At 69.7% G+C, this 22,931-nt stretch carries 20 protein-coding genes; 14 read left to right on the top strand and 6 right to left on the bottom strand.

Going from position 1 to position 22,931, the window contains the following annotated elements:
• Window positions 1–5 precede the first annotated feature (5 nt).
• Window positions 6–935, bottom strand: coding sequence for an SDR family NAD(P)-dependent oxidoreductase (locus QE388_RS08880; RefSeq protein WP_275796880.1), 930 nt, complete (start codon window positions 933–935; stop codon window positions 6–8).
• An 80-nt stretch (window positions 936–1,015) separates the two neighbouring features.
• Here QE388_RS08880 and QE388_RS08885 point away from each other — a divergent pair, with 80 nt between their 5' ends.
• Window positions 1,016–1,489 (top strand): MarR family winged helix-turn-helix transcriptional regulator, encoded by a 474-nt coding sequence (locus tag QE388_RS08885; protein ID WP_307384831.1) that lies wholly within the window; start codon window positions 1,016–1,018, stop codon window positions 1,487–1,489.
• A gap of 83 nt (window positions 1,490–1,572) precedes the next feature.
• Here QE388_RS08885 and QE388_RS08890 read toward each other — a convergent pair whose 3' ends face one another.
• A complete protein-coding gene (locus QE388_RS08890; protein ID WP_307384833.1) occupies window positions 1,573–2,160 on the bottom strand; it encodes a PadR family transcriptional regulator in 588 nt (195 codons plus the stop codon).
• 92 nt (window positions 2,161–2,252) lie between these two features.
• On the opposite strand from QE388_RS08890, the gene QE388_RS08895 reads away from it, so the two are divergent.
• Window positions 2,253–3,362: an aromatic ring-hydroxylating dioxygenase subunit alpha gene (locus tag QE388_RS08895; protein ID WP_307384835.1), complete on the top strand. Its 1,110-nt coding sequence runs from the start codon at window positions 2,253–2,255 to the stop codon at window positions 3,360–3,362.
• A gap of 1 nt (window position 3,363) precedes the next feature.
• Window positions 3,364–4,347 (top strand): 2Fe-2S iron-sulfur cluster-binding protein, encoded by a 984-nt coding sequence (locus tag QE388_RS08900; protein WP_373426610.1) that lies wholly within the window; start codon window positions 3,364–3,366, stop codon window positions 4,345–4,347.
• Between the two features lie 139 nt (window positions 4,348–4,486).
• On the opposite strand, the gene QE388_RS08905 is transcribed toward QE388_RS08900, so the two are convergent.
• A complete protein-coding gene (locus tag QE388_RS08905; RefSeq protein WP_307384838.1) occupies window positions 4,487–5,047 on the bottom strand; it encodes a flavin reductase family protein in 561 nt (186 codons plus the stop codon).
• 251 nt (window positions 5,048–5,298) lie between these two features.
• On the opposite strand from QE388_RS08905, the gene QE388_RS08910 reads away from it, so the two are divergent.
• The 6 genes from QE388_RS08910 (at window position 5,299) to QE388_RS08935 (ending at window position 12,608) form a co-directional block, all read left to right on the top strand.
• Window positions 5,299–6,282 (top strand): ABC transporter substrate-binding protein, encoded by a 984-nt coding sequence (locus QE388_RS08910; protein ID WP_275796870.1) that lies wholly within the window; start codon window positions 5,299–5,301, stop codon window positions 6,280–6,282.
• Window positions 6,283–6,356: 74 nt separating this feature from the next.
• Window positions 6,357–7,958, top strand: coding sequence for a sugar ABC transporter ATP-binding protein (locus QE388_RS08915; RefSeq protein ID WP_307384840.1), 1,602 nt, complete (start codon window positions 6,357–6,359; stop codon window positions 7,956–7,958).
• Window positions 7,955–8,998 carry an ABC transporter permease gene (locus QE388_RS08920; protein WP_058595352.1) on the top strand — a complete coding sequence of 348 codons (1,044 nt, stop codon included), beginning with the start codon at window positions 7,955–7,957 and terminating at the stop codon, window positions 8,996–8,998. The genes QE388_RS08915 and QE388_RS08920 overlap by 4 nt, the downstream gene beginning before the upstream one ends.
• The gene (locus QE388_RS08925; RefSeq protein ID WP_307384845.1) at window positions 8,998–10,017 is read left to right on the top strand and encodes a sugar ABC transporter permease YjfF; all 1,020 of its coding nucleotides are present in this window, start codon (window positions 8,998–9,000) and stop codon (window positions 10,015–10,017) included. Before QE388_RS08920 ends, QE388_RS08925 begins: the two co-directional genes overlap by 1 nt.
• Window positions 10,018–10,069: 52 nt before the next feature.
• A complete protein-coding gene (locus QE388_RS08930) occupies window positions 10,070–11,602 on the top strand; it encodes a sugar ABC transporter ATP-binding protein (protein WP_307384846.1) in 1,533 nt (510 codons plus the stop codon).
• Entirely contained in the window at window positions 11,595–12,608 is a 1,014-nt protein-coding gene (locus QE388_RS08935) for a LacI family DNA-binding transcriptional regulator (RefSeq protein ID WP_307384848.1), read from the top strand. Before QE388_RS08930 ends, QE388_RS08935 begins: the two co-directional genes overlap by 8 nt.
• A 296-nt stretch (window positions 12,609–12,904) precedes the next feature.
• On the opposite strand, the gene QE388_RS08940 is transcribed toward QE388_RS08935, so the two are convergent.
• A complete protein-coding gene (locus tag QE388_RS08940; RefSeq protein WP_307384850.1) occupies window positions 12,905–14,431 on the bottom strand; it encodes a CitMHS family transporter in 1,527 nt (508 codons plus the stop codon).
• A gap of 187 nt (window positions 14,432–14,618) precedes the next feature.
• Here QE388_RS08940 and QE388_RS08945 point away from each other — a divergent pair, with 187 nt between their 5' ends.
• Window positions 14,619–16,232 carry a sensor histidine kinase gene (locus tag QE388_RS08945; RefSeq protein WP_307384852.1) on the top strand — a complete coding sequence of 538 codons (1,614 nt, stop codon included), beginning with the start codon at window positions 14,619–14,621 and terminating at the stop codon, window positions 16,230–16,232.
• Complete coding sequence (locus tag QE388_RS08950; protein WP_307384853.1) at window positions 16,229–16,879, top strand: response regulator; 651 nt, start codon at window positions 16,229–16,231, stop codon at window positions 16,877–16,879. Before QE388_RS08945 ends, QE388_RS08950 begins: the two co-directional genes overlap by 4 nt.
• Before the next feature lie 201 nt (window positions 16,880–17,080).
• On the opposite strand, the gene QE388_RS08955 is transcribed toward QE388_RS08950, so the two are convergent.
• Complete coding sequence (locus tag QE388_RS08955) at window positions 17,081–18,364, bottom strand: alpha-amylase family glycosyl hydrolase (RefSeq protein WP_307384855.1); 1,284 nt, start codon at window positions 18,362–18,364, stop codon at window positions 17,081–17,083.
• Between the two features lie 75 nt (window positions 18,365–18,439).
• Window positions 18,440–19,666, bottom strand: coding sequence for an ROK family protein (locus QE388_RS08960; protein ID WP_307384857.1), 1,227 nt, complete (start codon window positions 19,664–19,666; stop codon window positions 18,440–18,442).
• Between the two features lie 111 nt (window positions 19,667–19,777).
• On the opposite strand from QE388_RS08960, the gene QE388_RS08965 reads away from it, so the two are divergent.
• Genes QE388_RS08965 through QE388_RS08975 form a run of 3 tightly spaced genes read left to right on the top strand, consistent with a single transcriptional unit; the run spans window position 19,778 to window position 22,919 of the window.
• The gene (locus tag QE388_RS08965; protein ID WP_373426640.1) at window positions 19,778–21,094 is read left to right on the top strand and encodes an ABC transporter substrate-binding protein; all 1,317 of its coding nucleotides are present in this window, start codon (window positions 19,778–19,780) and stop codon (window positions 21,092–21,094) included.
• Window positions 21,091–22,005 (top strand): carbohydrate ABC transporter permease, encoded by a 915-nt coding sequence (locus tag QE388_RS08970; protein WP_058627907.1) that lies wholly within the window; start codon window positions 21,091–21,093, stop codon window positions 22,003–22,005. Before QE388_RS08965 ends, QE388_RS08970 begins: the two co-directional genes overlap by 4 nt.
• Window positions 22,002–22,919 carry a carbohydrate ABC transporter permease gene (locus QE388_RS08975; RefSeq protein WP_275799695.1) on the top strand — a complete coding sequence of 306 codons (918 nt, stop codon included), beginning with the start codon at window positions 22,002–22,004 and terminating at the stop codon, window positions 22,917–22,919. Before QE388_RS08970 ends, QE388_RS08975 begins: the two co-directional genes overlap by 4 nt.
• Window positions 22,920–22,931 lie beyond the last annotated feature (12 nt).

Genomic DNA, 22,931 nt, shown 5'->3' on the forward strand with positions numbered 1-22,931 from the left:
GGTCGTCAGGCGGTCGGAGTGGGGCGCTGCAGCTCGGTGGGCAGGGCGGGGAACCGCTCGCCGACGCTCTGGAGTTCTCCGACCGCCTCGGCGAATCCGTCGTTCAGGGCCTCGAACGTCCAGCCGCCCTCGCGATACGCCGTCGCGACGGGCTCGGGGTGCGACCACAGCTGCAGGCGGTCGCCGCCGATGCCGATCGCCTGACCCGTCACGCCGGCGGCGGCGTCCGAGGCGAGGTAGGCGACGAGACCGGCGACGTCGTCGGAGGTGCCGAAGCCGAGGTCGTGTCGGAAGAACGCGGGCATGGGCTCCCCCGCAGCATCGGCCTCGACGGCGGCGGCGAAGTAGGGGACCGTCGCGGTCATCGCGGTGGCGGCGACGGGGATCACGGCGTTCGCGGTGATGCCGGCCTTCTTGAGCTCGAGCGCCCAGGTGCGCACCATGCCGACGATGCCCGCCTTGGCGGCCGCGTAGTTGGTCTGGCCGAAGTTGCCGCGCTGGCCCGTGGGCGAGCCGATGCAGATGATCCGCCCGGGGATCTCGTTCTGGCGCATGTACGTCGCGGCGGCCCGGACGGTGGTGAAGGTGCCGCGAAGGTGCACGCCGATGACGGTGTCGAAGTCGTCGTCGCTCATCTTCCAGAGGACCGTGTCGCGCAGGACCCCGGCGTTGGTCACGAGGATGTCGAGGCGTCCGAAGTTGTCCACCGCGGCCGCGACGAGTGCATCGGCGGTCTCGGTCGGGCCGACCGGGGCGGCGACGGCTACCGCGCGTCCGCCCGCGTCGACGATGGTCTTCACCGCGGCGTCGGCGGTGGCGGCATCCACGTCGTTGATGACGACCGCTGCCCCCTGCCGGGCGAGCTCCTGGGCGTAGGCGAGGCCGAGGCCGCGCCCCGAACCCGTGACGATGGCGACTTTGCCGGTGAGCGACATGGTGAACTCCTTCGTGTCGCCGCCATCGTGCCATCCATTCGTTGAAAATGTCAATGATTGAGTTTCGCTACACTGTCCTCATGACTCCCGCGGCCGACGACGACGCCGGCGAGGCGTCGCGGCTGGAGCACGCTCCCCTCGCCGACGACCTCGGCTTCCTGCTCGCGCGCGCGGCGGCGGTGTCGCAGGCGACGGGCAATGAGGCGCTCGCGGCGCACGGGCTGAAGGTGCGTTCGTACTCGGTCCTCGCCCTCGCCGTCACCGGCGGGCGGCCCTCGCAGCGGGAGCTCGCGGCCTTCTTGCGGCTCGACCCGAGCCAGGTGGTTGCCCTGATCGACGACCTCGAGCGGCGCGGGCTCGTCACGCGAGAGCCCGACCCGCGCGATCGCCGCGCGAACGTCGTGGCCGCGACCCTCGAGGGGCGGGCGCTCTACCGTCGTGCTCTCGTCGACGTCGAGGCGGGGGAGCGGCGCGCGCACGCGGCGCTCTCGCGCGCCGATCGGGCGGAATTGGCGCGGCTGCTGCGAGCGGCGGCGTTTCCGGCCGAGGGCTGAGGGGCGCCCGCCCCGGGCATTAGCCCCCGGTTTCCCGCCCGCGGCTCAGGCCCCGGATCCGCGCCCCGGGTTCGCGCCTCGGCTCACGCCCCCGGGTTTAGCCGGTCCAGCAGATCCAGCCCGTGCCGCGCCCAGGCGATCTCGCCCTCCGCGCGGTCGAGGAAGCCCTCGTACGTGAACACCTTGAAGGCCACGATCGCGTCGTGATCGTGCTCGGTGTCGCTCGCGAGGCGACGCTCCACGATCGGGTGCGTGCGTCGGCGGATGGCATCCAGCTGCGCCTGCCACTGGGCGCGGCGCAGCTCGTACTGCGCGATGTGCTCCTGCAGGTGGCGTCGCGCGACCTCGGGCTCGGTCCACTCGAAGTAGGCCGCGCGCAGGTGCGCCGGATCGCGTTCGTTCGGGTAGTCGATCGGCTCGCGCATCCAGGCGCGGAACGCGGCGACGCCCTCGTCGGTGACGGAGTACTGCGTCTTCGTCGACTTCTCGCCCCACGGCACCGACTCGTCGACCAGCAAGCCGTCGCGGACCATGCGCTTGAGCTCGGGGTAGATCTGCGAGTCGGGGGCGTGCCACACGTGCCCGACCGACACGTGGAAGGCCTTCGCGAGGTCGTATCCGGTCATGGGCTGGGCGGTCAGCAGGGCCAGGAGGGCGTAGCGCAGGCTCACCGGCCGCCTCCTTCGTGCTTGCGGATGCCGAGCTTCCACCGTATCTTCTCCGCTATAACTATCGCGATAGTGAGTGGACAAGGGAGTGCACCATGCAGGAGACAGTGACCGCGAAGCTACTCGACCACCCGCGGAACGCGTGGTACGTCGCCGCGTGGGACCACGAGGTCGGGCGCAAGAAGATCCTCTCTCGGACCGTCGCGGGTCGTCCTCTCGCTCTCTACCGGACCGAGGACGGTCGCGCGGTCGCGCTCGCCGACGCCTGCTGGCACCGTCTCGCGCCGCTGTCGCAGGGCGCGCTGGTCGGCCCGGAAGACATTCGCTGTCCCTACCACGGCATCACCTACGACGCTCGCGGGCGCTGCACGAGCATGCCGGCGCAAGAGACGATCAACCCCAGCGCCCTCGTCCCCTCGTTCCCCGTCGTCGACCGGTACCGCTACGTGTGGGTGTGGGTGGGTGATCCCGCTCTCGCCGACCCCGCGCTCATCCCCGACATGCACCAGATGACGGATGCCGCCTGGACCGGCGACGGCCTCACGATCCACGCTCCGTGCAACTACCAGCTCATCCTCGACAACCTGATGGACCTCACGCACGAGGAGTTCGTGCACTCCAGCAGCATCGGCCAGAAGGAGCTCAGCGAGAGCGAGTTCGTCACGAGCCACACCGACACCACCGTCACCGTCGAGCGGTGGATGCACGACATCGAGGCGCCGCCGTTCTGGCTGAAGAACATGCGCGACAAGTTCCCGGGCTTCTCGGGCCGCGTCGACCGCTGGCAGATCATCCACTTCGAAGCGCCGTCGACGATCTGCATCGACGTCGGTGTCGCCAAGGCCGGCACCGGGGCGCCCGAGGGCGACCGCTCGCAGGGTGTCAATGGCTACGTGATGAACACCATCACCCCCGAGACCGCGCGCTCGAGCCACTACTTCTGGTCTTTCCAGCGCAACTACCGCCTCGACAGCCAGCTCATCACCACGCAGCTGCGCGACGGCGTGCACGGAGTCTTCGGTGAGGACGAGGCGATGCTCGCCGCTCAGCAGGCGGCGATCGACGCCAACCCCGACTACGAGTTCTACAGCTTGAACATCGACGCCGGCGGCATGTGGGTGCGCCGGATCCTCGAGCGGATGCTGCTCGCCGAGGGGCGCGACCACGCGCCCGCTCCGCGCCGCGGCGCCCAGTTGGTGCGCTGACGTGGCGGTCTCACGGACCGAAGCCTGGCAGGGTGGCACGGTCGTGGCATCCCGCCCCCTCACCCCCGAGATCCGCCGCATCGAGATCGAGGTCGACGACCCGGCACCGGTCGCGCCGGGAGCTCACGTCGACGTGCGTCTGACGATCGCGGGCGAGCGGGACCGGCGGTCGTACTCGATCGTGGATGCCACTGACGACGGCCGCCGCATCGCGCTCAGCGTCTACGCCTCACCGGTGAGCCGCGGGGGCGCGGCCGTCATGAACGCCCTCGCGCCCGGTGACCGATTGGAGCTCACGCAGCCGCTGAACGACTTCCCGCTGAGGCCCGGGGCTGAGCGTTACGTGCTCATCGCGGGAGGCGTCGGCATCACCGCGATGATCGGAATGGCGGCGAGTCTCCGCTCCCGCGGAGCCGACTACCGCTTGCTCTACGCCGGTCGCAGCCGCGCGCTCATGGCGTACGTCGACGACCTGCGCGACACACACCGAGACCGTCTGAGCCTGCACGTGCGGGACGAAGGGACCTCGCTGTCGATCCCCGATCTCGTCTCCGGCATCGACTCCGGCGCCGAGGTCTACGTCTGCGGGCCGATCCGACTGATGGATGCCATCCGCCGGGAGTGGATGAAACAGAACCGCCCGATCGCGGACCTCCGCATGGAGACGTTCGGCAACAGCGGATGGTTCGACGCGCAGGAGTTCACCGTGCGCATCCCGGCGACCGGGATCGAGGCGCGCGTGCGTCCGAACCAGTCGATGCTCGAGGCTCTCGAGGCGGCCGGCGCCGACATGATGTGGGACTGCCGCAAGGGCGAGTGCGGTCTGTGCGAGGTACGGGTGCTGGGCCTCGAGGGCGACATCGACCACCGCGATGTGTTCTACAGCGAGCGCCAGAAGGACGCCCGCTCGAAGATGTGCTGCTGCGTCTCGCGCGTGGTGGCTCCCGCAGACGGCGCCGCCGTGGTCGAGATCGTCACGAGCTGACGGGGTCGCTCTCCCGCGATGCAGGGGTGAGACTGCACGCTGCTGACATCTCCATTGCAGCGTGCAGTGGAGATGTCAGCTGTATGCAGTCTCGCGGCCGCGGCCGCGGCGGGGCGCCCGGCGGAGCGCGGAGCCGGGGTCAGTCGAGCCGCGAGTGCTCGCCGAGGCGGTGCCAGGTGCGGTTGTGGTAGACCAGCGCGGCGCCCGGCTCGCCGGGCTCGAGGTCGCGCTCGACGTCGACCTGCAGGGCCTGTGCGGCGATCACGGTCGAGCCACCGGCATCCATTCGACTGACGATCTTGCATCGCAGCCAGGCGCGTACGCCGTGGTAGACGGGCTCGCCGGTGGGAAGGCGCGACCACGTCGACGTGTCGGCGAAGCGATCGAGCCCGCTGGTCGAGGCGGTGCGCGCGAGACCGATGTCTTCGGCGTCGAGCAGGTGCACGACGATCGTGTCGGCCGCGACGATCGTCGGGGTCGCCGATGACAGCGCCGACACCGAGAAGATCAGCAGCGGCGGGTCGGCGCTCACCGACGACACCGACGATGCGGTCAGCGCGACGGGCCCGTTCTCGCCGTAGGCGGTGATCACGGCGATGCCGCCCGGGTGTCCGCGGAAGGCGCGCTTGAAGTCGTCCGCCGAGACCGAGGTGCCGATGGCCGGGGTGCTCTCGGGAGCTTCGTGCGGAAGGGAAGTCATACCTCAAACGGTAGGCGCTTCCGCGTGCCTCGGCGTCGCCGCGTGCAACACGGCGACACGCTTCGCGCGGTCGACCGCGGTCCTGAGTCACAGAGTGTGAAGCTTCACATTTATCTATTCGTGATGATGTGGCTGCGAATATCTCTTGACACAGCTGAATGTGTGAGCGCTAACATTCACGAGTCAGCCCACCCGAGGGGGCTGCATCACATGAACCGGCAGCGGTGCCGGCGAAACGAGGAGGTTTCAACATGAAGGCGAAGAAGATTCTTGCCGGGTTCGCTCTGGTGGGCGCGATCGCTCTGACCACGGCCGGCTGTGCCGGTGGGGGCAACACCGCCGGCGGCGGGGGCGGCGACGACAAGGTCATCACCGTCGGCTTCGCGCAGACCGGCTCCGAGAGCGGGTGGCGCAGCGCCAACACCGAGTCGATGAAGGAGGCGTTCTCCGAGGCGAACGGCTTCAACCTCATCTTCAACGCGGCCGACAACAAGCCCGAGGCGCAGATCGCCGCGGTCCGCAGCTTCATCAACCAGGGCGTCGACGCGATCGTGCTCGCGCCGATCGTCACCGACGGCTGGGACGACGTGCTGAAGGAGGCGAAGGATGCCAACATCCCCGTCATCCTCGAAGACCGCACGGTCTCCGCTCCCGAAGACCTGTACGCGAGCTGGGTCGGCCTCGACTTCAAGAAGGAAGGCGAGACCGCGGGCACCTGGGTCGCCGACAACTTCGGCAAGACGCCCACCAACCTGGTCGTGCTCGAGGGCACCACGGGCTCGTCGGCAGCGACCGACCGTGCCGCCGGGTTCGACGAGGCCATCAAGGGCACCGACATCAAGGTCCTCGACTCGCAGACGGGCAACTTCACCCGCGCCGAGGGCAAGACGGTGATGGAGGGCTTCCTGCAGAAGTACGGCTCCACGATCAACGTGCTGTTCGCGCACAACGACGACATGGGCCTCGGCGCCCTCGACGCGATCAAGGCCGCCGGCCTCAAGCCCGGTACCGACATCAAGATCGTGACGATCGACGCCGTCAAGGACGGCATGACCGCCCTGGCCGACGGCGAGTTCAACTACATCGTCGAGTGCAACCCGCTGCTCGGTGACAAGGTCGCCGAGGTCGTCAAGAAGGTCGTGGCCGGCGAGTCCGTCGACAAGAGCTACATCGTCGAGGACCAGGCGTTCGACCAGGAGCAGGCCAAGGCCGCTCTGCCCGACCGCAAGTACTGATCCCTCCCTCCCGGGGTGTGCGGGGCCGTAACCGGCCCCGCACACCCTCCCGGTACCCCAGAAAGCGATCGAGCATGACATCCGAACGTGCTGCTGCGGCCCTCGGCCCGCGGGCCACCGTGGTCGAGATGCGAGGAATCAGCATCTCCTTCCCCGGAGTGAAGGCCCTCGACGGGGTCGACTTCACCCTCTACCCCGGCGAAGTCCACTCCCTCATGGGCGAGAACGGCGCCGGCAAGTCCACGCTCATCAAAGCCCTCACCGGTGTCTACGGCATCAACGCCGGCACCATTCGCGTCGATGGCGAGCAGCGGCTCTTCCGCGCCACCGCCGACGCACAGGCGGCGGGCATCGCCACCGTCTATCAAGAGGTCAACCTCTGCCAGAACCTCACCGTCGGCGAGAACGTCATGCTCGGTCAGGAGGTCCGCCGCGCGGGGATGATCGATTGGAAGGCGACCCACGCGGCCGCCGAACGTCATCTCTCCGAGCTCGGCGTGCGCATCGACACCCGTTCGATCCTCGCCAGCCACTCGATCGCGATCCAGCAGCTCGTGGCGATCAGCCGCGCGATGGTCGTTGACACCAAGGTGCTCGTCCTCGACGAGCCCACGTCCAGCCTCGACCGCGGCGAGGTCGAGCAGCTCTTCGGCGTCGTGCGCGATCTCCGCGATCGCGGCGTCGCGATCCTGTTCGTCTCGCACTTCCTCGACCAGATCTACGAGATATCCGACCGCCTGACCGTGCTCCGCAACGGCACGCTCGTGGGGGAGTACCCCGTCGAAGAACTCGGCCGCGAGCAACTCGTCGCCAAGATGATCGGCCGCGAGCTCGGCGAACTGGATGCCATCTCTGCCAGCGCCGAGCGCCCCATCGACCGCTCCGGCACCCCCGTGCTGCGCGCCGTCGGCCTCGGCCGCAAGAACGCCCTCGAGCCCGTCGACCTCGAAGTCTTTGGGGGCGAGGTCGTCGGGCTCGCGGGACTCCTCGGCTCCGGCCGTACCGAGCTCGCGCGACTCATCGCCGGGGCCGACCGCACCGACGGCGGGTCGATCGAGGTGGCGGGCACATCGGCGCGCACCGGATCGCCCCGCCACGCGCTCGACCGCGGCATCGCCTTCTCGTCGGAGGACCGTCGCGCCGAGGGCATCGTCGGCGACCTCACGGTGGCCGAGAACATCATCCTCGGTGTGCAGGCCCGCCGCGGCGCACTCCGTCGTGTCGGCGCCGCCGAGAAACAGGCGATCGTCGACGAGTACATCACCGCTCTCGGCGTTCGCCCGGCCAACCCGAACGCCCTCATCCGCAACCTCTCCGGTGGCAACCAGCAGAAGGTGCTGCTCGCCCGCTGGCTCGCCACCGCACCGGAGCTGCTCATCCTCGACGAGCCCACGCGCGGCATCGACGTCGGCGCCAAGGCCGACATCCAGCGCAAGGTCGCCGAGCTCGCCGAGAAGGGCCTGTCGGTCATCTTCATCTCGTCGGAGCTCGAAGAGGTCCTGCGCCTCGCCCAGCGCGTGGCCGTGCTCCGCGACCGTCGTAAAATCGGCGAACTGGCCACCAAGGACGTCGATCTCGACGGCCTCGTGGCGTACATCGCCGAAGGTCAGGCCGAGACGACCACGCCCGCAACCGCCCCCGAGACATCGCCGTCCGATCGGGAGAAGATCGCATGAAGAAGTTCCTCACGCACCGCCTGGTCTGGCCGATCGCGGCGCTCATCGCGCTGATCGCCGTCAACACCATCTCGCGGCCCTCGTTCCTCAGCATCACGGTGCAGAACGGCCAGTTGTACGGGTCGTTGATCGACATCCTGCGCAACAGCGCACCGCTCATGCTCGTCGCGCTCGGCATGACGCTGGTCATCGCCACGCGCGGCATCGACCTCTCGGTCGGTGCGATCATGGCGGTCTCCGGTGCCGTCGCGCTCACGATCATCGAAGCGTCCCCCGAACCGGGGAACCTCGGCGTCGTGATGATCGCGATCGTCGCCGCGGTCGGCACGGCCCTGCTGCTCGGGGTCTGGAACGGCTTCCTGGTCTCGGTGCTCGGCATCCAACCGATCATCGCCACGCTCGTGCTCATGCTCGCCGGCCGCGGGGTCGCCCTGCTCATCACCAAGGGCTTCATCACCACGATCAACAGCGATCCGTACCAGTTCATGGCGCAGGGATACGTGCTGGGCCTGCCCTTCGCCTTCTACGTCTCGATCGTCGCCGTGATCGTGGTCGGGGTCCTCGAGCGTCGTACTGCTCTCGGCATGCTCACCGAAGCGGTCGGTATCAACCCCGAGGCGAGCCGTCTCGCTGGCGTCCGCTCGCGCGGCATCATCTGGGGTGCCTACATCGCCAGCGGCACTCTCGCGGGTATCGCCGGCATCCTCTACAGCTCGAACATCATGGCGGCCGACGCGAACGCCGCGGGGCTCTATATCGAACTGGATGCCATCCTCGCGGTGGTCCTCGGCGGCACCTCGCTCGCGGGCGGAAAGTTCAGCATCGCCGGCACCGTCGTCGGCGTGTTCACGATCCAGACGCTCAAGAGCACCATCACCTTCCTGGGCGTCCCGCCCGCGGTCAGCCCCGTGTTCATGGCCGCGGCCGTGCTCGTCGTGGTGCTGCTGCAGTCGCCGCGGTTCCGCTCGTTCTTCCACGCGGCCGGTCGTTCCGCCGCCCGCCCGCTCACCCGCCGTCCTGACGCAAAGGTGCTGTCCTGATGACCACTCTCACCGCCCCGGAGCGCGGCGCCGCGTCGTCGACGAGCGCGTACCGGCGCTTCCTCAGCCGTCACATCTCGTGGGTCCCGGTGTTCGCCGCCGTGGCCATCCTGATCATCATGATCGCGGGCTCGATGGCCTACTTCCCGAACTTCCAGCTGCCGCGCATCATGTCGTCGATCCTGCTCGACAACGCGTACCTCCTCGTTCTGGCCGTGGGTATGACCTTCGTCATCCTCACCGGGGGGATCGACCTGTCGGTCGGCGCGGTCATGGCGTTCACCGGCATCCTGTGCGCCAAGCTGCTCGGTGACGGGGTCCCCGTGGCCGTGGCCGTCCCCGCGATGGTGCTCATCGGTGCCGCGATCGGGCTGCTGATCGGTGTGCTCGTGCAGTTCTTCGACGTGCAACCGTTCATCGCCTCGTTGATCGGCATGTTCCTCGCCCGCGGCCTCGCGTTCGTGGTGAGCCTGGAGTCGATCAAGGTCGAGAACGACGGCATCCTGTGGCTGCAGTCCACGCGATTCTCGTTCGCGGGCTGGTACATCACCCCCACGGGCATCATCGCCCTCCTGACCGTCGCGATCGCGGCCTTCGTGCTCCGGTACACGCGCTTCGGCCGCACGGTGTACGCGGTCGGCGGCAACGAGCAGTCGGCACGACTCATGGGTCTCCCGGTCGTCCGGACGAAGCTGTCGGTCTACGTCATCAGCGGCGTGTGCGCGGGCCTCGCGGGCATCGTCCTGACGGCGTACTCCGGTGCCGGATACCCCCTCAACGGCGTGGGGACCGAGCTCGACACGATCGCCGCGGTCGTCATCGGGGGGACGCTCCTCACCGGCGGCAGCGGGTTCGTGATCGGCTCGATGATCGGCGTGTTCGTCTACGGCCTCATCCGCACGATCATCTCGTTCTCGGGCGCCGAGCAGTCCTGGACGCGCATCACCGTCGGTGCGCTCCTGCTGCTGTTCGTGGTGGTGCAGCGCATCATCGTGTCGCGCTCCGCGCTCAGCCGGTGATGCTCCCGTGCCGTGTTAGCGATCACCGCTTCACGCGGGCATGATTGACCCCATGTCCACCGTCGCTCCGCCCCTCCTCGAGGTGCGCGGAGCGACGGTGCGTTTCGGTGTCGAATCGGCGCTGTCCGACGTGGACTTCCGCCTCCTCCCTGGCGAGGTGCACTCGCTCATGGGCGAGAACGGCGCCGGCAAGTCCACGCTGATCAAGGCGATCACCGGTGCCCTCCGTCTCGACTCCGGGCGGATCGAGCTCGACGGCCGTGACGTGCGGTTCTCCTCTCCGGCCGACGCGCAGGCGGTCGGAATCTCCACCGTCTACCAAGAGATCGATCTGCTGCCGAACCTCACGGTGGCCGAGAACATCTCGCTCGGCCGTGAGCCCCGACGATGGGGCGTCATCGACCACCGTGCGATGCGCGAGCGGGCGGTCGAAGCGCTGACCTCGCTCGGCGTCGACGTCGATCCGGCCTCCGTCCTGTCGTCGCACCCCCTGGCGGTACAGCAGCTCGTGGCGATCGCCCGCGCGGTCTCGACCGAGGTCAAGGTGCTCGTGCTCGACGAGCCGACGTCGAGCCTGGATGCCGACGAGGTCGCCGAACTGTTCCGCGTCATCCGCGACCTCAAGGCGCAGGGCATCGCGATCGTCTTCGTCTCGCACTTCCTCGATCAGGTGTACGAGATCTGCGACCGCGTCACCGTCCTTCGCGGAGGACGCCTGGTCGGCGAGTACGGGACCCGCGAGCTGCTGCGCATCGATCTCGTCGAGAAGATGCTCGGCGCGACCGCCGACGTCCTCGCGCCGCTCGGCCAGCGCGAGGTCGAGACCACCGAGGGGCCCTCGGTGCTGAGCGCCCGGGGGCTGGCATCCGGGGTCCGTCTTCGTGAAGCCGACGTCGACATCGCCGAGGGAGAGGTGATCGGGGTCGCGGGTCTTCTCGGATCCGGCCGGAGCGAGCTCGCGCGCTCCCTCACCGGAGTCGACCGCCCCGACGGCGGGGAGCTGCTCATCGACGGTGAGCCCGTCCGCCTGTCTTCCCCGCGCGAGGCGATTCGCCGTCGCGTGGCCTACTCCTCCGAGAACCGTCGCACCGAGGGGGTCATCGGCGATCTCAGCGTCCTCGACAACATCACGTTGGCGCTGCAGGCGCAGCGCGGGATCTTCCATCGGCTGAGCACCGCACGGCGTCGCGAGCTGGCGATGAGCTGGGTCGAGGCGCTCCACATCCGACCCGCCGACATCGACCGACCGGTTCGAACGCTGTCGGGCGGCAACCAGCAGAAGGTGCTCCTCGCGCGGCTGCTCGCGCTGTCGCCACGGCTCATCGTGCTCGACGAACCCACGCGCGGCATCGACGTGGGGGCCAAGGCGGAGATCCAGCGGCTCGTCGGCGAGCTGAGCGACAACGGCCTGTCGATCGTCTACATCTCGGCCGAGCTCGACGAGGTGCTGCGCGTCGCGCATCTGGTCGCGGTGATGCGCGACGGCGTGCTCGCGCAGATCGTGCCCGCCGCCGACCTCACCTCCGACGCGCTGCTCGCGCTCGTGGCCGGCCACACGAGCGGAGACGAGGGCAGCGGTGCCTGACGACAAATCCTCACGGACCGCCAACATCTTCGATGTCGCGCGTCTCGCCGGTGTGTCGCATCAGACGGTCTCGCGCGTGCTCAACAACATGCCGAACGTGCGGCCGGCCACCCGAGCGCGCGTCGAACAGGCGATCGCCCAGCTGCGCTACAGCCCCTCGCCCGCCGCTCGCGCCCTGGTCACCCGCCGCACCCGCACGATCGGCCTCGTCACCCCGGGCACGGTCGACTACGGTCCCACGTCGATCGCGACGAACTTCAACTTCGCCGCGCGAGCGGCGCGCTACAACGTCGACGCGATCAGCTCCCCGCAGAGCGACGTGGCCCCCGTCCGCGCGGCCATCGACGGTCTGCTGAAGCAGCGGGTGGATGCCATCGTCCTCGTCGTGGTCGACACCGAAGTGCTTGCGGCGGTCCAGGCGCTCGACATCGACGTCCCGATCGTCGCGGCGGCGGCCAGCGCTCGTCCCCACCCGCGGCTCGTGGCGATCGATCAGTACCGCGGGGCGCGCAGCGCCGTCCGGCACCTGCTCGAGGCGGGGTACGACACCGTCCGCCACATCGCCGGTCCCGCCCGCAACCCCGACGCCGTCGAGCGCATCCGCGGGTGGCGCGAAGAGATCGCGGCCGCTCGCGCCCAGTCGACCCCGGCCGTGCACGGCGACTGGTCGGCGGCGAGCGGCTACCGCATCGCATCCGAGGCCGATCTGTCGCCGGGCGAGGGCATCTTCGTCGCCAACGACCACATGGCCATCGGCGTGCTCTCGGCGCTGCGCGAGCGCGGGCTGCGTGTGCCCGAGGACATCGGGGTGGTGGGCTTCGACGACGTTCCCGAGGCCGCGTACGTCTACCCGTCGCTCACCACCGTGCGCCAGGACTTCGCCGCTCTCGGCGAGATCCTCATGCAGAAGGTGCTGCTGCTCGTCGAAGAACCCGACACGGTGACCGAGAGCACGCCGCTGCCGACGCGCCTCGTCGTGCGGTCGTCGGCGCCGCTGGCGCGCTGAGGTGCGCCGTTCGCTCGCGTGCTTGTTCGCGGGCGTCGAGCGTGTGCCGACCGCCCTTAGCGTCCCCGTCCCCGCCCCCGCCGCCGCCCCCGCGCCCCTCCCCGGTGCCGCCGCCCGCGCGGCGCATAAACGCGATCCACTCGCATAAACGCGGTGTGCACGTGTTTCTGTGCGCGAATAGCGTTTATGCGTCCACCCGACGGCGCCAGCGACGCGGTCCCGGCCCGCCCCTCGCCCCGCCCGACACAGAAGGGCCGCGGATGCCGTGGCATCCAGGGCCCTCCCGAGCGAAACGTTCAGCCCAACAGCGGCACCGCGCCCACCAGCACGCCGACGGCGAGCATCACGAGCGACACGATCGTCGCGCGCCACAGCACCTTCTTGTGGTGGTCGCCGAGGTTGACGCCCGCGAGCGAGACGAGCAGCAGGATCGCGGGGACCAGCGGGCTCTGCAGGTGCACGGGCTGGCCCGTGATGGACGCGCGGGCCATCTCGACCGGCGCGATCCCGTAGTTGGCGGCGCTCTCGGCGAGCACGGGCAGGATGCCGAAGTAGAACGCGTCGTTCGACATGAAGAACGTGAACGGGATCGACAGGACGCCGGTGATGACCGCGAGGAAGGGTCCCATCGACGACGGGATCACCTCGGTGATCCACGAAGCCATCGCCGTCACCATGCCGGTGCCGTTCAGCACGCCCACGAGGACACCGGCGGCGAGCACCATCGACACGACCCCGACGATGCTGGGCGCGTGGGCGACGATCTCGTCGGCCTGGCCGCGCAGCTTCGGGAAGTTCACGATGAGGGCGAGCGCCGCGCCGACCATGAACACGAACGCGAGCGGGAAGATGTCCATCACCAGAAGCACCATCACCGCGACAGTCAGCGCGAGGTTGAACCAGATGAGCTTCGGGCGGAGGGTGGCGCGGTGCGGGTCGAGCATCGTGTCGGCCATCGCGGTGTCGGCGGTGTCGACCAGCTGGGTCGCGGCGACGGCGTCGCGGCCCCCGCGGACGGTGACGATGTTGCCGGTGCGCAGCGACGCGACGGCGCCGGGCTTGGGCTCCGCTCCGCGGAACAGCTTCGGGGCGCCGAGACGACCGAAGACCCCGGGGGTGTCGAGCTTCGAGGTGTCGACGACGCCCGCGAGGCGCTTGCGCTCGGCGAGGCCCAAGAACCAGGCGAACGTGAGCGAGACGACCAGGCCCGCGAGCAGCGACGGGATCATCGGCACGAAGACGTCGGTCGGCTGGAGGCCCAGTGCGGTCGCCGCGCGGACGGTCGGACCGCCCCACGGGACGATGTTCATCGTGCCGTTCATCAGGCCCGCGACACAGGTGAGCACGACGGGGCTCATCCCCAGGCGCAGGTAGAGCGGCAGCATCGCCGAGGTCGTGATGATGAAGGTGGTCGAGCCGTCGCCGTCGAGCGAGACGGCGCCGGCGAGGATCGCCGTGCCGAGCACGATCTTGGCCGGGTCGTCGCCCAGCACGCGCGTGATCACGCGGATCAGCGGGTCGAACAGGCCGACATCGATCATGATGCCGAAGTACATGATCGCGAACATCAGCAGGGCCGCCGTGGGCGCCATCTTGCTGATCGCGTCGATCACCATGTCGCCGAGTCCGAGGCCGGCCCCCGCGATCAGGCCGAAGATCGTGGGCACCACGATGAGGGCGACCATGGGGGTCAGGCGCCGCGTCATGATCAGCGCCATGAACGACAGGACCATGAGGAAGCCGAGGGCGACGAGCACGCCGTCGGCGGGCGTGTAGGCCACCGCGTACTCTTCGGCTTCGGCCGCAAGGATCAGGGGGGTCATCGCGACTCCTTCGTCGGGACGGGCGCGTCTCTCGCGCTCTCGATGCGGCGACCCTACGGATGCCGAGACCTCGACCGCGCGCTTGCTCGCATTGCGCGGGGTTATGCGCGTACCGTGTGTTCTGCGCATTTCGCGCACGCCGTCGCGGTCACCGCCGCGCGCGACGACGCCGAACCCGGAGGTCCCCATGCGGTTCGCCACCCGGATGCTCGTCGTGCAGATCGCGACCCAGATCGCCGTCGTCGCGGTGTGCACCGCGGTGTTCGCCTGGCTCGGCGTGCAACAGCTCAAGGCCGAGGCCGACTCGTCGGCGCTCAACATCGCCCGCGCGGTCGCCGAGGCCCCCGAGGTACGTGACCTCGTCGCCCGGTACTCCGCCGACCCGGGGACTCCGGATGCCGCCTCCCTCCGCGACGGCACGCTCCAGCACTACGCCGCCGACGTCACCCAGCGCACGCGCGGCCTGTTCGTCGTGATCACCGACGACCACGGCATCCGTCTGGCCCATCCCGATCCGGACCGCCTCGGACAGGTCGTCAGCACGAGCTTCGCCGATGCCCTCGCCGGGCGCGAGGTCGTGACGTGGGAGACCGGCACGCTCGGGGAGTCCGCGCGGGCGAAGGTGCCCGTGTACGCGCCCGACGGGGGCCCGCCGGTCGGTGAGGTGAGCGTCGGCTTCGAACGCGCGAGCGTCTTCGACGATCTGCCCGCGCTCGTCGGCGGGATCGCCGTGGCCGTGGCGCTCGCCGTCGCGATCGGGGCGCTCGTCGCGCTGCTCATGCGCCGCCGACTCGAGCGCCTCACCCTCGGCGTCCAGCCCGAGGAGCTCGTCGCCCTCGTGCAGACCCAGACCGCCGTTCTCGAGGGAGCCGACGAGGGCGTCCTCGCGATCGACGAGACGGGGGTCGTGCGGGTGTGCACCCTCACCGCCGAGCGCCTTCTCGGGATCACGGATGCCGTCGGCCGCCCCCTCTCCGACCTCGATCTCGCCCCGGCCGTCGCCGCGGCCCTGGCCGGTGACGGTGCGAGCACGGGGCTGCCGGTCGCAGGGCGGGTGGTGTTCATCGACGTACGCCCGGTGCGCCGCGGCGCTCGCGCGCTCGGCCGGGTCGCGGTGTTGCGCGACCGCACCGACGTGGCCGCGCTGTCGGGGAGGCTCGACAGCGTCCGCGCGATGGGAGACGCCCTGCGTGTGCAGCGGCACGAGAACGCCAACCGCCTGCACGCGGCGGTGGGCTTGCTCGACGCCGGCCGCGCCGACGAGGCTCGCGCGTTCCTCGCCGACCTCGTCGACCGCGGCTCGGTGGACTGGGCCGTCCCGGGGATCGACCTCGTCGGCGACGCGATGCTCCAATCGTTCCTCGGCGCGAAAGCGCTCGCCGCGCGCGAACGGGGAGTGGTTCTGCGCGTCTCCGACGACACCTACCTCCGCGGCACCGTCGACGACGTGGAAGACGTCGTGGCCGTGCTGGGAAACCTCGTCGACAACGCCGTGACCGCCACGGCATCCGGCCCCGAACCTCGAGAGGTCGAGGTCGCCGTGCTCGGCGACGGTGACGCGATCGTGCTCACGGTGACCGACACCGGGGGCGGGATCGCCGACGTCGACGCCGCCTTCGCCCCGCGCGAGCGCGACGACGACCCCTCGGCTGTCCACGGCCTCGGTATCGGTCTGCCGCTCTCGCGCGAGTTCGCGCGACGCCGGGGCGGCGACGTGTGGGTCGTCGATCCCGGTGGCGACGGTCACGGCGCCGTCGTGGCAGCCCGTCTGCCCGGAGTCCTTCGAGGAGAGAACGAATGACCGGTATCCGTGTCCTCGTCGTCGACGACGACTTCCGCGTCGCGGGACTGCACCGTGACGCGGTCGCCGCGCGCCCCGGCTTCGTCGCGCTCGAGCCCGCGCGCACGGTCGGCGAGGCCCGAGCCGCCCTCGCCGCGCACCGCCCCGATCTGCTGGTCGCCGACGTGTACCTGCCCGATGGTGACGGCGTGGAGCTCGTCCGCTCGGCCGGGATCGACGCGTTCGTCCTCTCCGCGGCGACGGATGCCGAGACCGTCCGGCGTGCTTTCACCGCCGGGGCGCTCGCTTACCTCGTGAAGCCCTTCGACACGCGCGTGCTCGCGGAGCGGCTCGACCGTTACGCGCGATACCGCAACCTGCTGACCAGCTCGCGGCCCCTGTCGCAGGACGACATCGACCGCGCGGCATCCGTGATGCGCGGGGAGCGCGAGGGGCCGTCGCTCGCGCGCTCGGCCACCGAGCAGACGGTGCTCGCCGCTCTCGGCGCGGACGAGGCCTCGGCGACCGAGGTGGCCGAGCGCATCGGCGTCTCGCGCGCGACCGCGCAACGCCACCTGACCGCTCTCGCCGAGCGGGGTCTCGTGCAGGTGAGTCTGCGCTACGGCTCGACGGGTCGCCCCGAGCACCGGTTCCGCGTCGGCGCCTGACCCGCGGAGCGAGGACGGTCACGGGTCGCGGTAGGCGGTGGCAGGGCTCGTCAAAGCCGCCTCCGGCAGGGGTGGCGTGAGGTGACTGAGCTTGTCGAAGCCACCGGGGTGCGACGGCCCCGGTCCCTTCGACAGGCTCAGGGACCTGCCTTCGACATGCTCAGGGACCTGCCTTCGACATGCTCAGGGACCCCGAGGGGGTCACGCTTCCAGGACGACCCACCCGCGCGACGCGAGCTCGACGCGCCCGTCCATCGGCCACCCCTCGCCGGCCACGGGGGTCAGCCCGTCCGCGACCGGCAGCGACACCGGCTCGTCGCCGACGTTCAGCGCGACGACGACCGCGTCATCGCCGACCGCCGTCCGCAGGGCGAGAGCGGTATTGGCGACCTCGATCACGTCGGTATGCGCCCGCCACAGCCACGGCTTCCGGCGGCGCAGCGCGATGAGCGCGCGGTGGGCCTGCAGAATGCGCTCGTCGCCCTGCGCTTCCCCGGGGGTCGAGGGGAACGCGGGTCGCACCGCGTCGTCGCCCCCGACGCGTTCCTCTTTCACTCCCGTCCACCCGAACTCGTCGCCCGCGTACACCGACGGCGTCCCGGCGACCGTGAAGAGCACCGCGAGGGCATGCGGCACGAGGTCGCGACCCACGGCCGAGGCGATCCGCGTGACGTCGTGGTTCCCGACGAACGTCTGCGGCACGAAGGTCCGCAGCATCTCGTCGTGGCGCTCGATGGCGTGCCGCAGCTCGAAGAGGTTGCGGTCGGCGATGCCGTGCCAGATCCCCTGCCACAGCTCGTACTGCGTGAGCGAGTCCATCGTCGACTCCCGCACGATCGCCGGAGCGTCGCCGTGGATCACCTCGCCCAGGAACCACCCTTCCGGGAAGCGCTCCCGCACGCGGGGGAGCACCTCGGCCCAGAACGACGACGGCACCGCGTACGCGGCATCCAATCTCCAGCCGTCGATGCCCCGCTCGAGCCAGTGGCACATGACGTCGGCGACGAGGTCGACCACGGCGGGGGAGGAGTGATCCAGCGCGACGAGCGCGTCATGCCCCTCGAACACGTCGGCCTCGAACCGTCCGTCGATCCAACGCCCGCGGAACAGGCCCGGCCCGTTCTCGGTCAGGTCCCGGAAAGCCGCGTGACCGCGCCCCACATGGTTGAACACGCCGTCGAGCAGGATCCGGATGCCACGCTCCCGAGCCGCCGCGACGAGTCGGTCGAAGTCCCGGTCATCGCCCAGTCGCGGGTCGATGCGGAAGTGGTCGACCGTGTCGTAGCCGTGCGTCTCGGAGGCGAACACCGGTCCCAGCAACAGGCCGTTCAGCCCCAGCTCGATGACGTGGTCGAGCCACGGCTCGAGGCGGTCGAGGCGGTGCACCGGCGCGGCATCCGGACCCTCGTTCTCGCGGATCGGGGCGTCGACGAAGCCCAGCGGATAGACGTGCCACCAGATCACGTGTTCGGGCCACGAGGGCATCCGGTCTCCTCTCGATCGGGGTCGAGGTTCTCGACGCTATCCGGGGGGTCCGACACGGCGAGGGGGGCTTGCCCCTCACGCCCGCGCCCGGTCCTCGGGCAGGGCGAACGCCTCGAGATCGAGCGCGCGAGCGCGCGCCGACTCGACGGCGGCGGAGACGGCCCCGATCGACACGATGTCGGCCCCGAGCGTCGAGGCCACGATCCGCGGCGCCGGAAGGTGCAGCGAATCGGGGATCGCCTCGATCGCCGCGGCGATGATCGGTCCCGCACCGGCAGCGATCGCTCCGGACACCACCACGCGTTCCACGTCGAAGAGGCTGCCGAAGATCGCCGCCACTCCGGCGAGCGCCGGGCCGACCGCGCGTGCCGCGGCGAGGGCTCCGATATCGCCCGCGGCGGCGAGGTCGAGCACGGTCTTGGCATCGAGGCGCTCGGGATCGATCCCACGTAGCGCGCTGTCGACCGGAAGGGTTCCGGATGCCAGAGCCGCCCGCGCCGCATCCACGCACCGCGGTGCGAGGCCCCACGCGCTGCCGACGCCCTCGACCTGATCGAAGGCGACGGTCTCGCCCGCCCCTCCGTGCGCGCCGCGGAGCAGATGACCGTCGACGCTGATCCCCGCGCCGAACCGCTCGCCGGCGAGCAGCGCGACGAAGTCGTCGCAGCCCACCGCCGCGCCGTGCGTCCCTTCAGCCACCGCGGCGAGGGTGGCGTCGTTCTCGACGCGTACGACGGGCGCCCACGCCGCGAAGGTGTCGACGAAGTCGGGGTTCATGCGCGCCCAGAAGCCGTCGTGGTGGACGGGGGACCGCCCCGCCCGGTCGACCGGCGCGGGCACGCCGACACACAGCGCGACGAGGTCGTCGCGCGAGCGCCGCGCGCGCGTGAGGGCCGCGTCGACCGTCGCCTCGGCGGCGCGGCGGCGTCGCTCGGGCGAATCGAGTTCGGGGTCGACGGTGAGCCGCGAGGTCGCGAGGGTCGTGCCGCGGAGGTCGGCGACGGTCGCGGTGAGGTGACCGCGTCCCGCGTCGACCCCGACCACGAGCCCTGCGCCGGGTTGGAAGGCGAAGCGGCGCGCGGGGCGCCCCTTCGAGTACTCGCCGACCGCGCGGGCGTTGGGCATCTCCGCGAGGAGCCCGCGTGCGGTCAATTCATCGAGCACGTCGATGGCCGTCGAGCGGGTCAGCCCGACCGCGGCGATCACGTCACTGGCGGTGAAGGCGTCCTCGTCCCAGACGCGGGTCAGCACCGCGTCGAGGTTGTGGCGGCGCAGCGACGGCGTCGTCGTCATGGCATCCATCGGCTCTCTTGACCCCCCTGAGTTCTCCTGCAATACTGCCTGCACGACATTGATTTGGCGAGTAGATTTACTCACCGACACAACATATTCGCAGTGCAGCGGAGGAGGCAGCTGGTGTCGACGAAGACGAGGGCCGGGCGACGATGGGTCGCCGCGACCGCGGTGGGGGTGCTCGGGGCGGCGATGCTCGCGGGCTGCTCCGCCGACGGTCGCGAGACGATCCGCTTCACCTTCAGCAAGCGCGAGGCGCTGTCGTTCATGAACGACGTCGTTGCCGAGTACAACGCCTCGCAAGACCGGGTGCGCGTCGAGATGGACAGCTCCGGCGTCGACGTCGTGTCGGCCAGCTTCGTCCGCGGCAACCCGCCCGACATCATGCTCGCGAACTACAACTACGAGACCGCCCGCTTCGTCCAGCGGTGCGCGCTGAGCGACCTCTCGGGCACGACGGCCGCGAGCACGGTGCGCGACGACCTGCAGCCCCTCATGGACCAGTACGGCTCGTGCGAAGGGCGCACCAGCGCGCTGCCCTACTCGGTCATGGCGGCCTCGGTCATCTACAACAAGCAGATCTTCGACCAGTACGGACTCGAGGTTCCGACCACGTGGGACGAGCTGCTCCAGGTCTCCGAGACGCTGAAGGCCAATGGCGTGACGCCCTTCTACGGCACCTTCAAAGACGACTGGACCGTCGGACAGGGCTGGTACGACTACTCCGTCGGCGGATCGCTCGACGTCATCGACTTCTTCGACGCGCTCGCCGCCGAGGGCGACGAGGTCGGGCCGCAGTCGGCGGTGTCGTTCGCGAAGGACTTCAGCGAGCCGATGGACCGCATGCTCGAGCTCGCCCGGAATTACACGAACCCGGATGCCGAGAGTCGGGCCTACGGCGACGGCAACCTCGCGTTCGCCCAGGGGCAGGCGGCCATGTACCTGCAGGGCCCGTGGGCGCTCGGTGAGATCGCCAAGACCTCGCCCGACCTGCCCGTCGGCACCTTCCCGCTGCCCATGACCGATGACCCGGCAGACCTGAAGGTCCGCGTCAACATGGACCTCGCGGCCATCATCCCCGAAGCGTCCCGGCACAAGGATGCCGCGCGCGACTTCCTCGAGTACCTGTACCAGCCCGGGGTGATCGAGACGTACAACGAGTCGCAGCTCGGGTTCGCGCCGACGAAGGACGCCCCCTCGCCGAGCGACCCCCGGGTCGCGGGAATGGTTCCGTACTACGACGAGGGCCGCATCTACCAGGGCGCCTCGGTGCTCGTGCCCAAGACCATTCCGGTCTTCAACTACGCGCAGGCGATGCTGTTCGGTGCCTCCCCGCAGGCCACCCTGAACACCCTCGACCAGGACTGGTCGCGGCTCGCGTTCCGCCAGCCGCCGGCTTCGACGAACGACGCATCCGGCGAGGAGGCCGCGCGATGAGCACCACCACCACGATCGTGACCGGCGGGAAGGCGACCGCGCGTCGCAGCACCCGCCGGGTCGAGCCGATCTACTACTTCTTCCTGTTGCCGACGCTCGTGCTGTTCACGCTGGCGATCACGGTGCCCGGGATCATCGGCATCTTCTTCAGCTTCACCGACTCAATCGGTCTGGGGGAGTGGAACTTCACCGGCCTGACGAACTACATCGCCATCTTCAGCGACCCGGCGATCCTGCAGAGCTACCTCTTCACCTTCGGGTTCTCGGTCGCCACGGTCATCGTCGTCAACGTCGCGGCGTTCCTTCTCGCGGTGGGCCTCACCGCGCAGATCCGCTTCAAGAAGGCGCTGCGCACGGTCTTCGTCATCCCGATGGTGATCTCGGGCATCATCATCGCCTACGTCTTCAACTTCCTCTTCAGCAACTCCGTCCCGCAGGCCGGAGCCTCGCTCGGCATCCCGTGGCTCGAGACGAGCCTGCTCGCCAACCCCGATCTGGCGTGGGTCGCGATCGTCATCGTCACCGCGTGGCAGGCGATCCCCGGCACGCTGCTGATCTACATCGCGGGGCTGCTGTCGGTGCCCGGCGACGTCTACGAGGCCGCCGGCCTCGACGGGGCGAGCAAGACCCAGCAGCTCCTTCGCATCACGCTGCCGCTCGTGGCCGGATACGTCGTCATCAACGTCATCCTGGGCTTCAAAGGCTTCCTCAATGCCTACGACATCATCGTCGGTCTCACCGGCGGAGGCCCGGGTACCGCGACGCGCAGTGTCGCGATGTCGATCATCCTCGGCTTCAACGGAGGCGATTACGCCTACCAGATGGCCAACGCGGCGCTCTTCTTCGTCGTGGCCGTCGTCATCTCGCTCCTCCAGCTCTCCCTGACCCGGGGAAGGAACACCCTGTCATGACCGCTCTCAACCAGCCCGCGCTCGCGTTCGAGCAGGCCGAGATCACCGTCCCCGCGAAGCAGCGGTCCCGTCCCCGCATCCGCCGTGTCGGCGCCGAGCGCATCAACTGGTCGGCGACGACCATCCTCGTGCTCTGCTCGCTGACCGTGCTGCTGCCGCTGTACGTGACCATCTCGATGGCGCTGAAGAGCGGGACGCAGGTCGTCGACGGAAACGCCTTCTCGTTCCCCTCGCCGATCAGCTTCGACGGCTTCGTACAGGCGTGGACACTGACGAAGTTCCCCGTCGGTCTCGCCGTTTCCCTCCTGGTCACCGCCGGCACGGTCGCGGCGACGATCATCCTCGCGGCCTTCGCCTCGTACGCGATCGCCCGCAACTGGGATCGCAAGCTCTTCCGGTACTCGTTCTTCTACCTGCTCGCGGCGATGTTCATCCCGTTCCCGGTCGTCGCGCTCCCGCAGATCCAGCTCACCGGCCGGGTCGGTCTCGACAACCCGGTCGGCGTGATCATCCTCGCCACGATGTTCCAGCTGAGCTTCAGCGTGCTGCTGTTCACGGCGTTCCTGCGCTCGATCCCGCTGGAGCTCGAGGAGAGCGCGCGCATCGACGGCGCGACGACGTGGCAGACGTTCTGGCGGCTGATCTTCCCGCTGCTCGCCCCGATGAGCGCCACCGTCGGCATCTTCGCGTTCCTGTACGCGTGGAACGACTTCATGATGCCCTCGCTCATCATCAGCGATCCGGCCTTGCAGACGCTGCCCGTGCGCCAGAACCTGTTCCAGACGCAGTTCAGCAACAACTACAACGTCGCCTTCGCCTCCTACCTCATGGCCATGGCCCCCGCGATCGTCGCCTATCTCTTCACCCAGCGATGGGTGATGGCCGGCGTCACGCAGGGCGCCGTCAAGGGCTGATCGTCCCTCCAC

It is taken from the genome of Microbacterium sp. SORGH_AS_0969 (assembly GCF_030818255.1).
Taxonomy (GTDB): domain Bacteria; phylum Actinomycetota; class Actinomycetes; order Actinomycetales; family Microbacteriaceae; genus Microbacterium.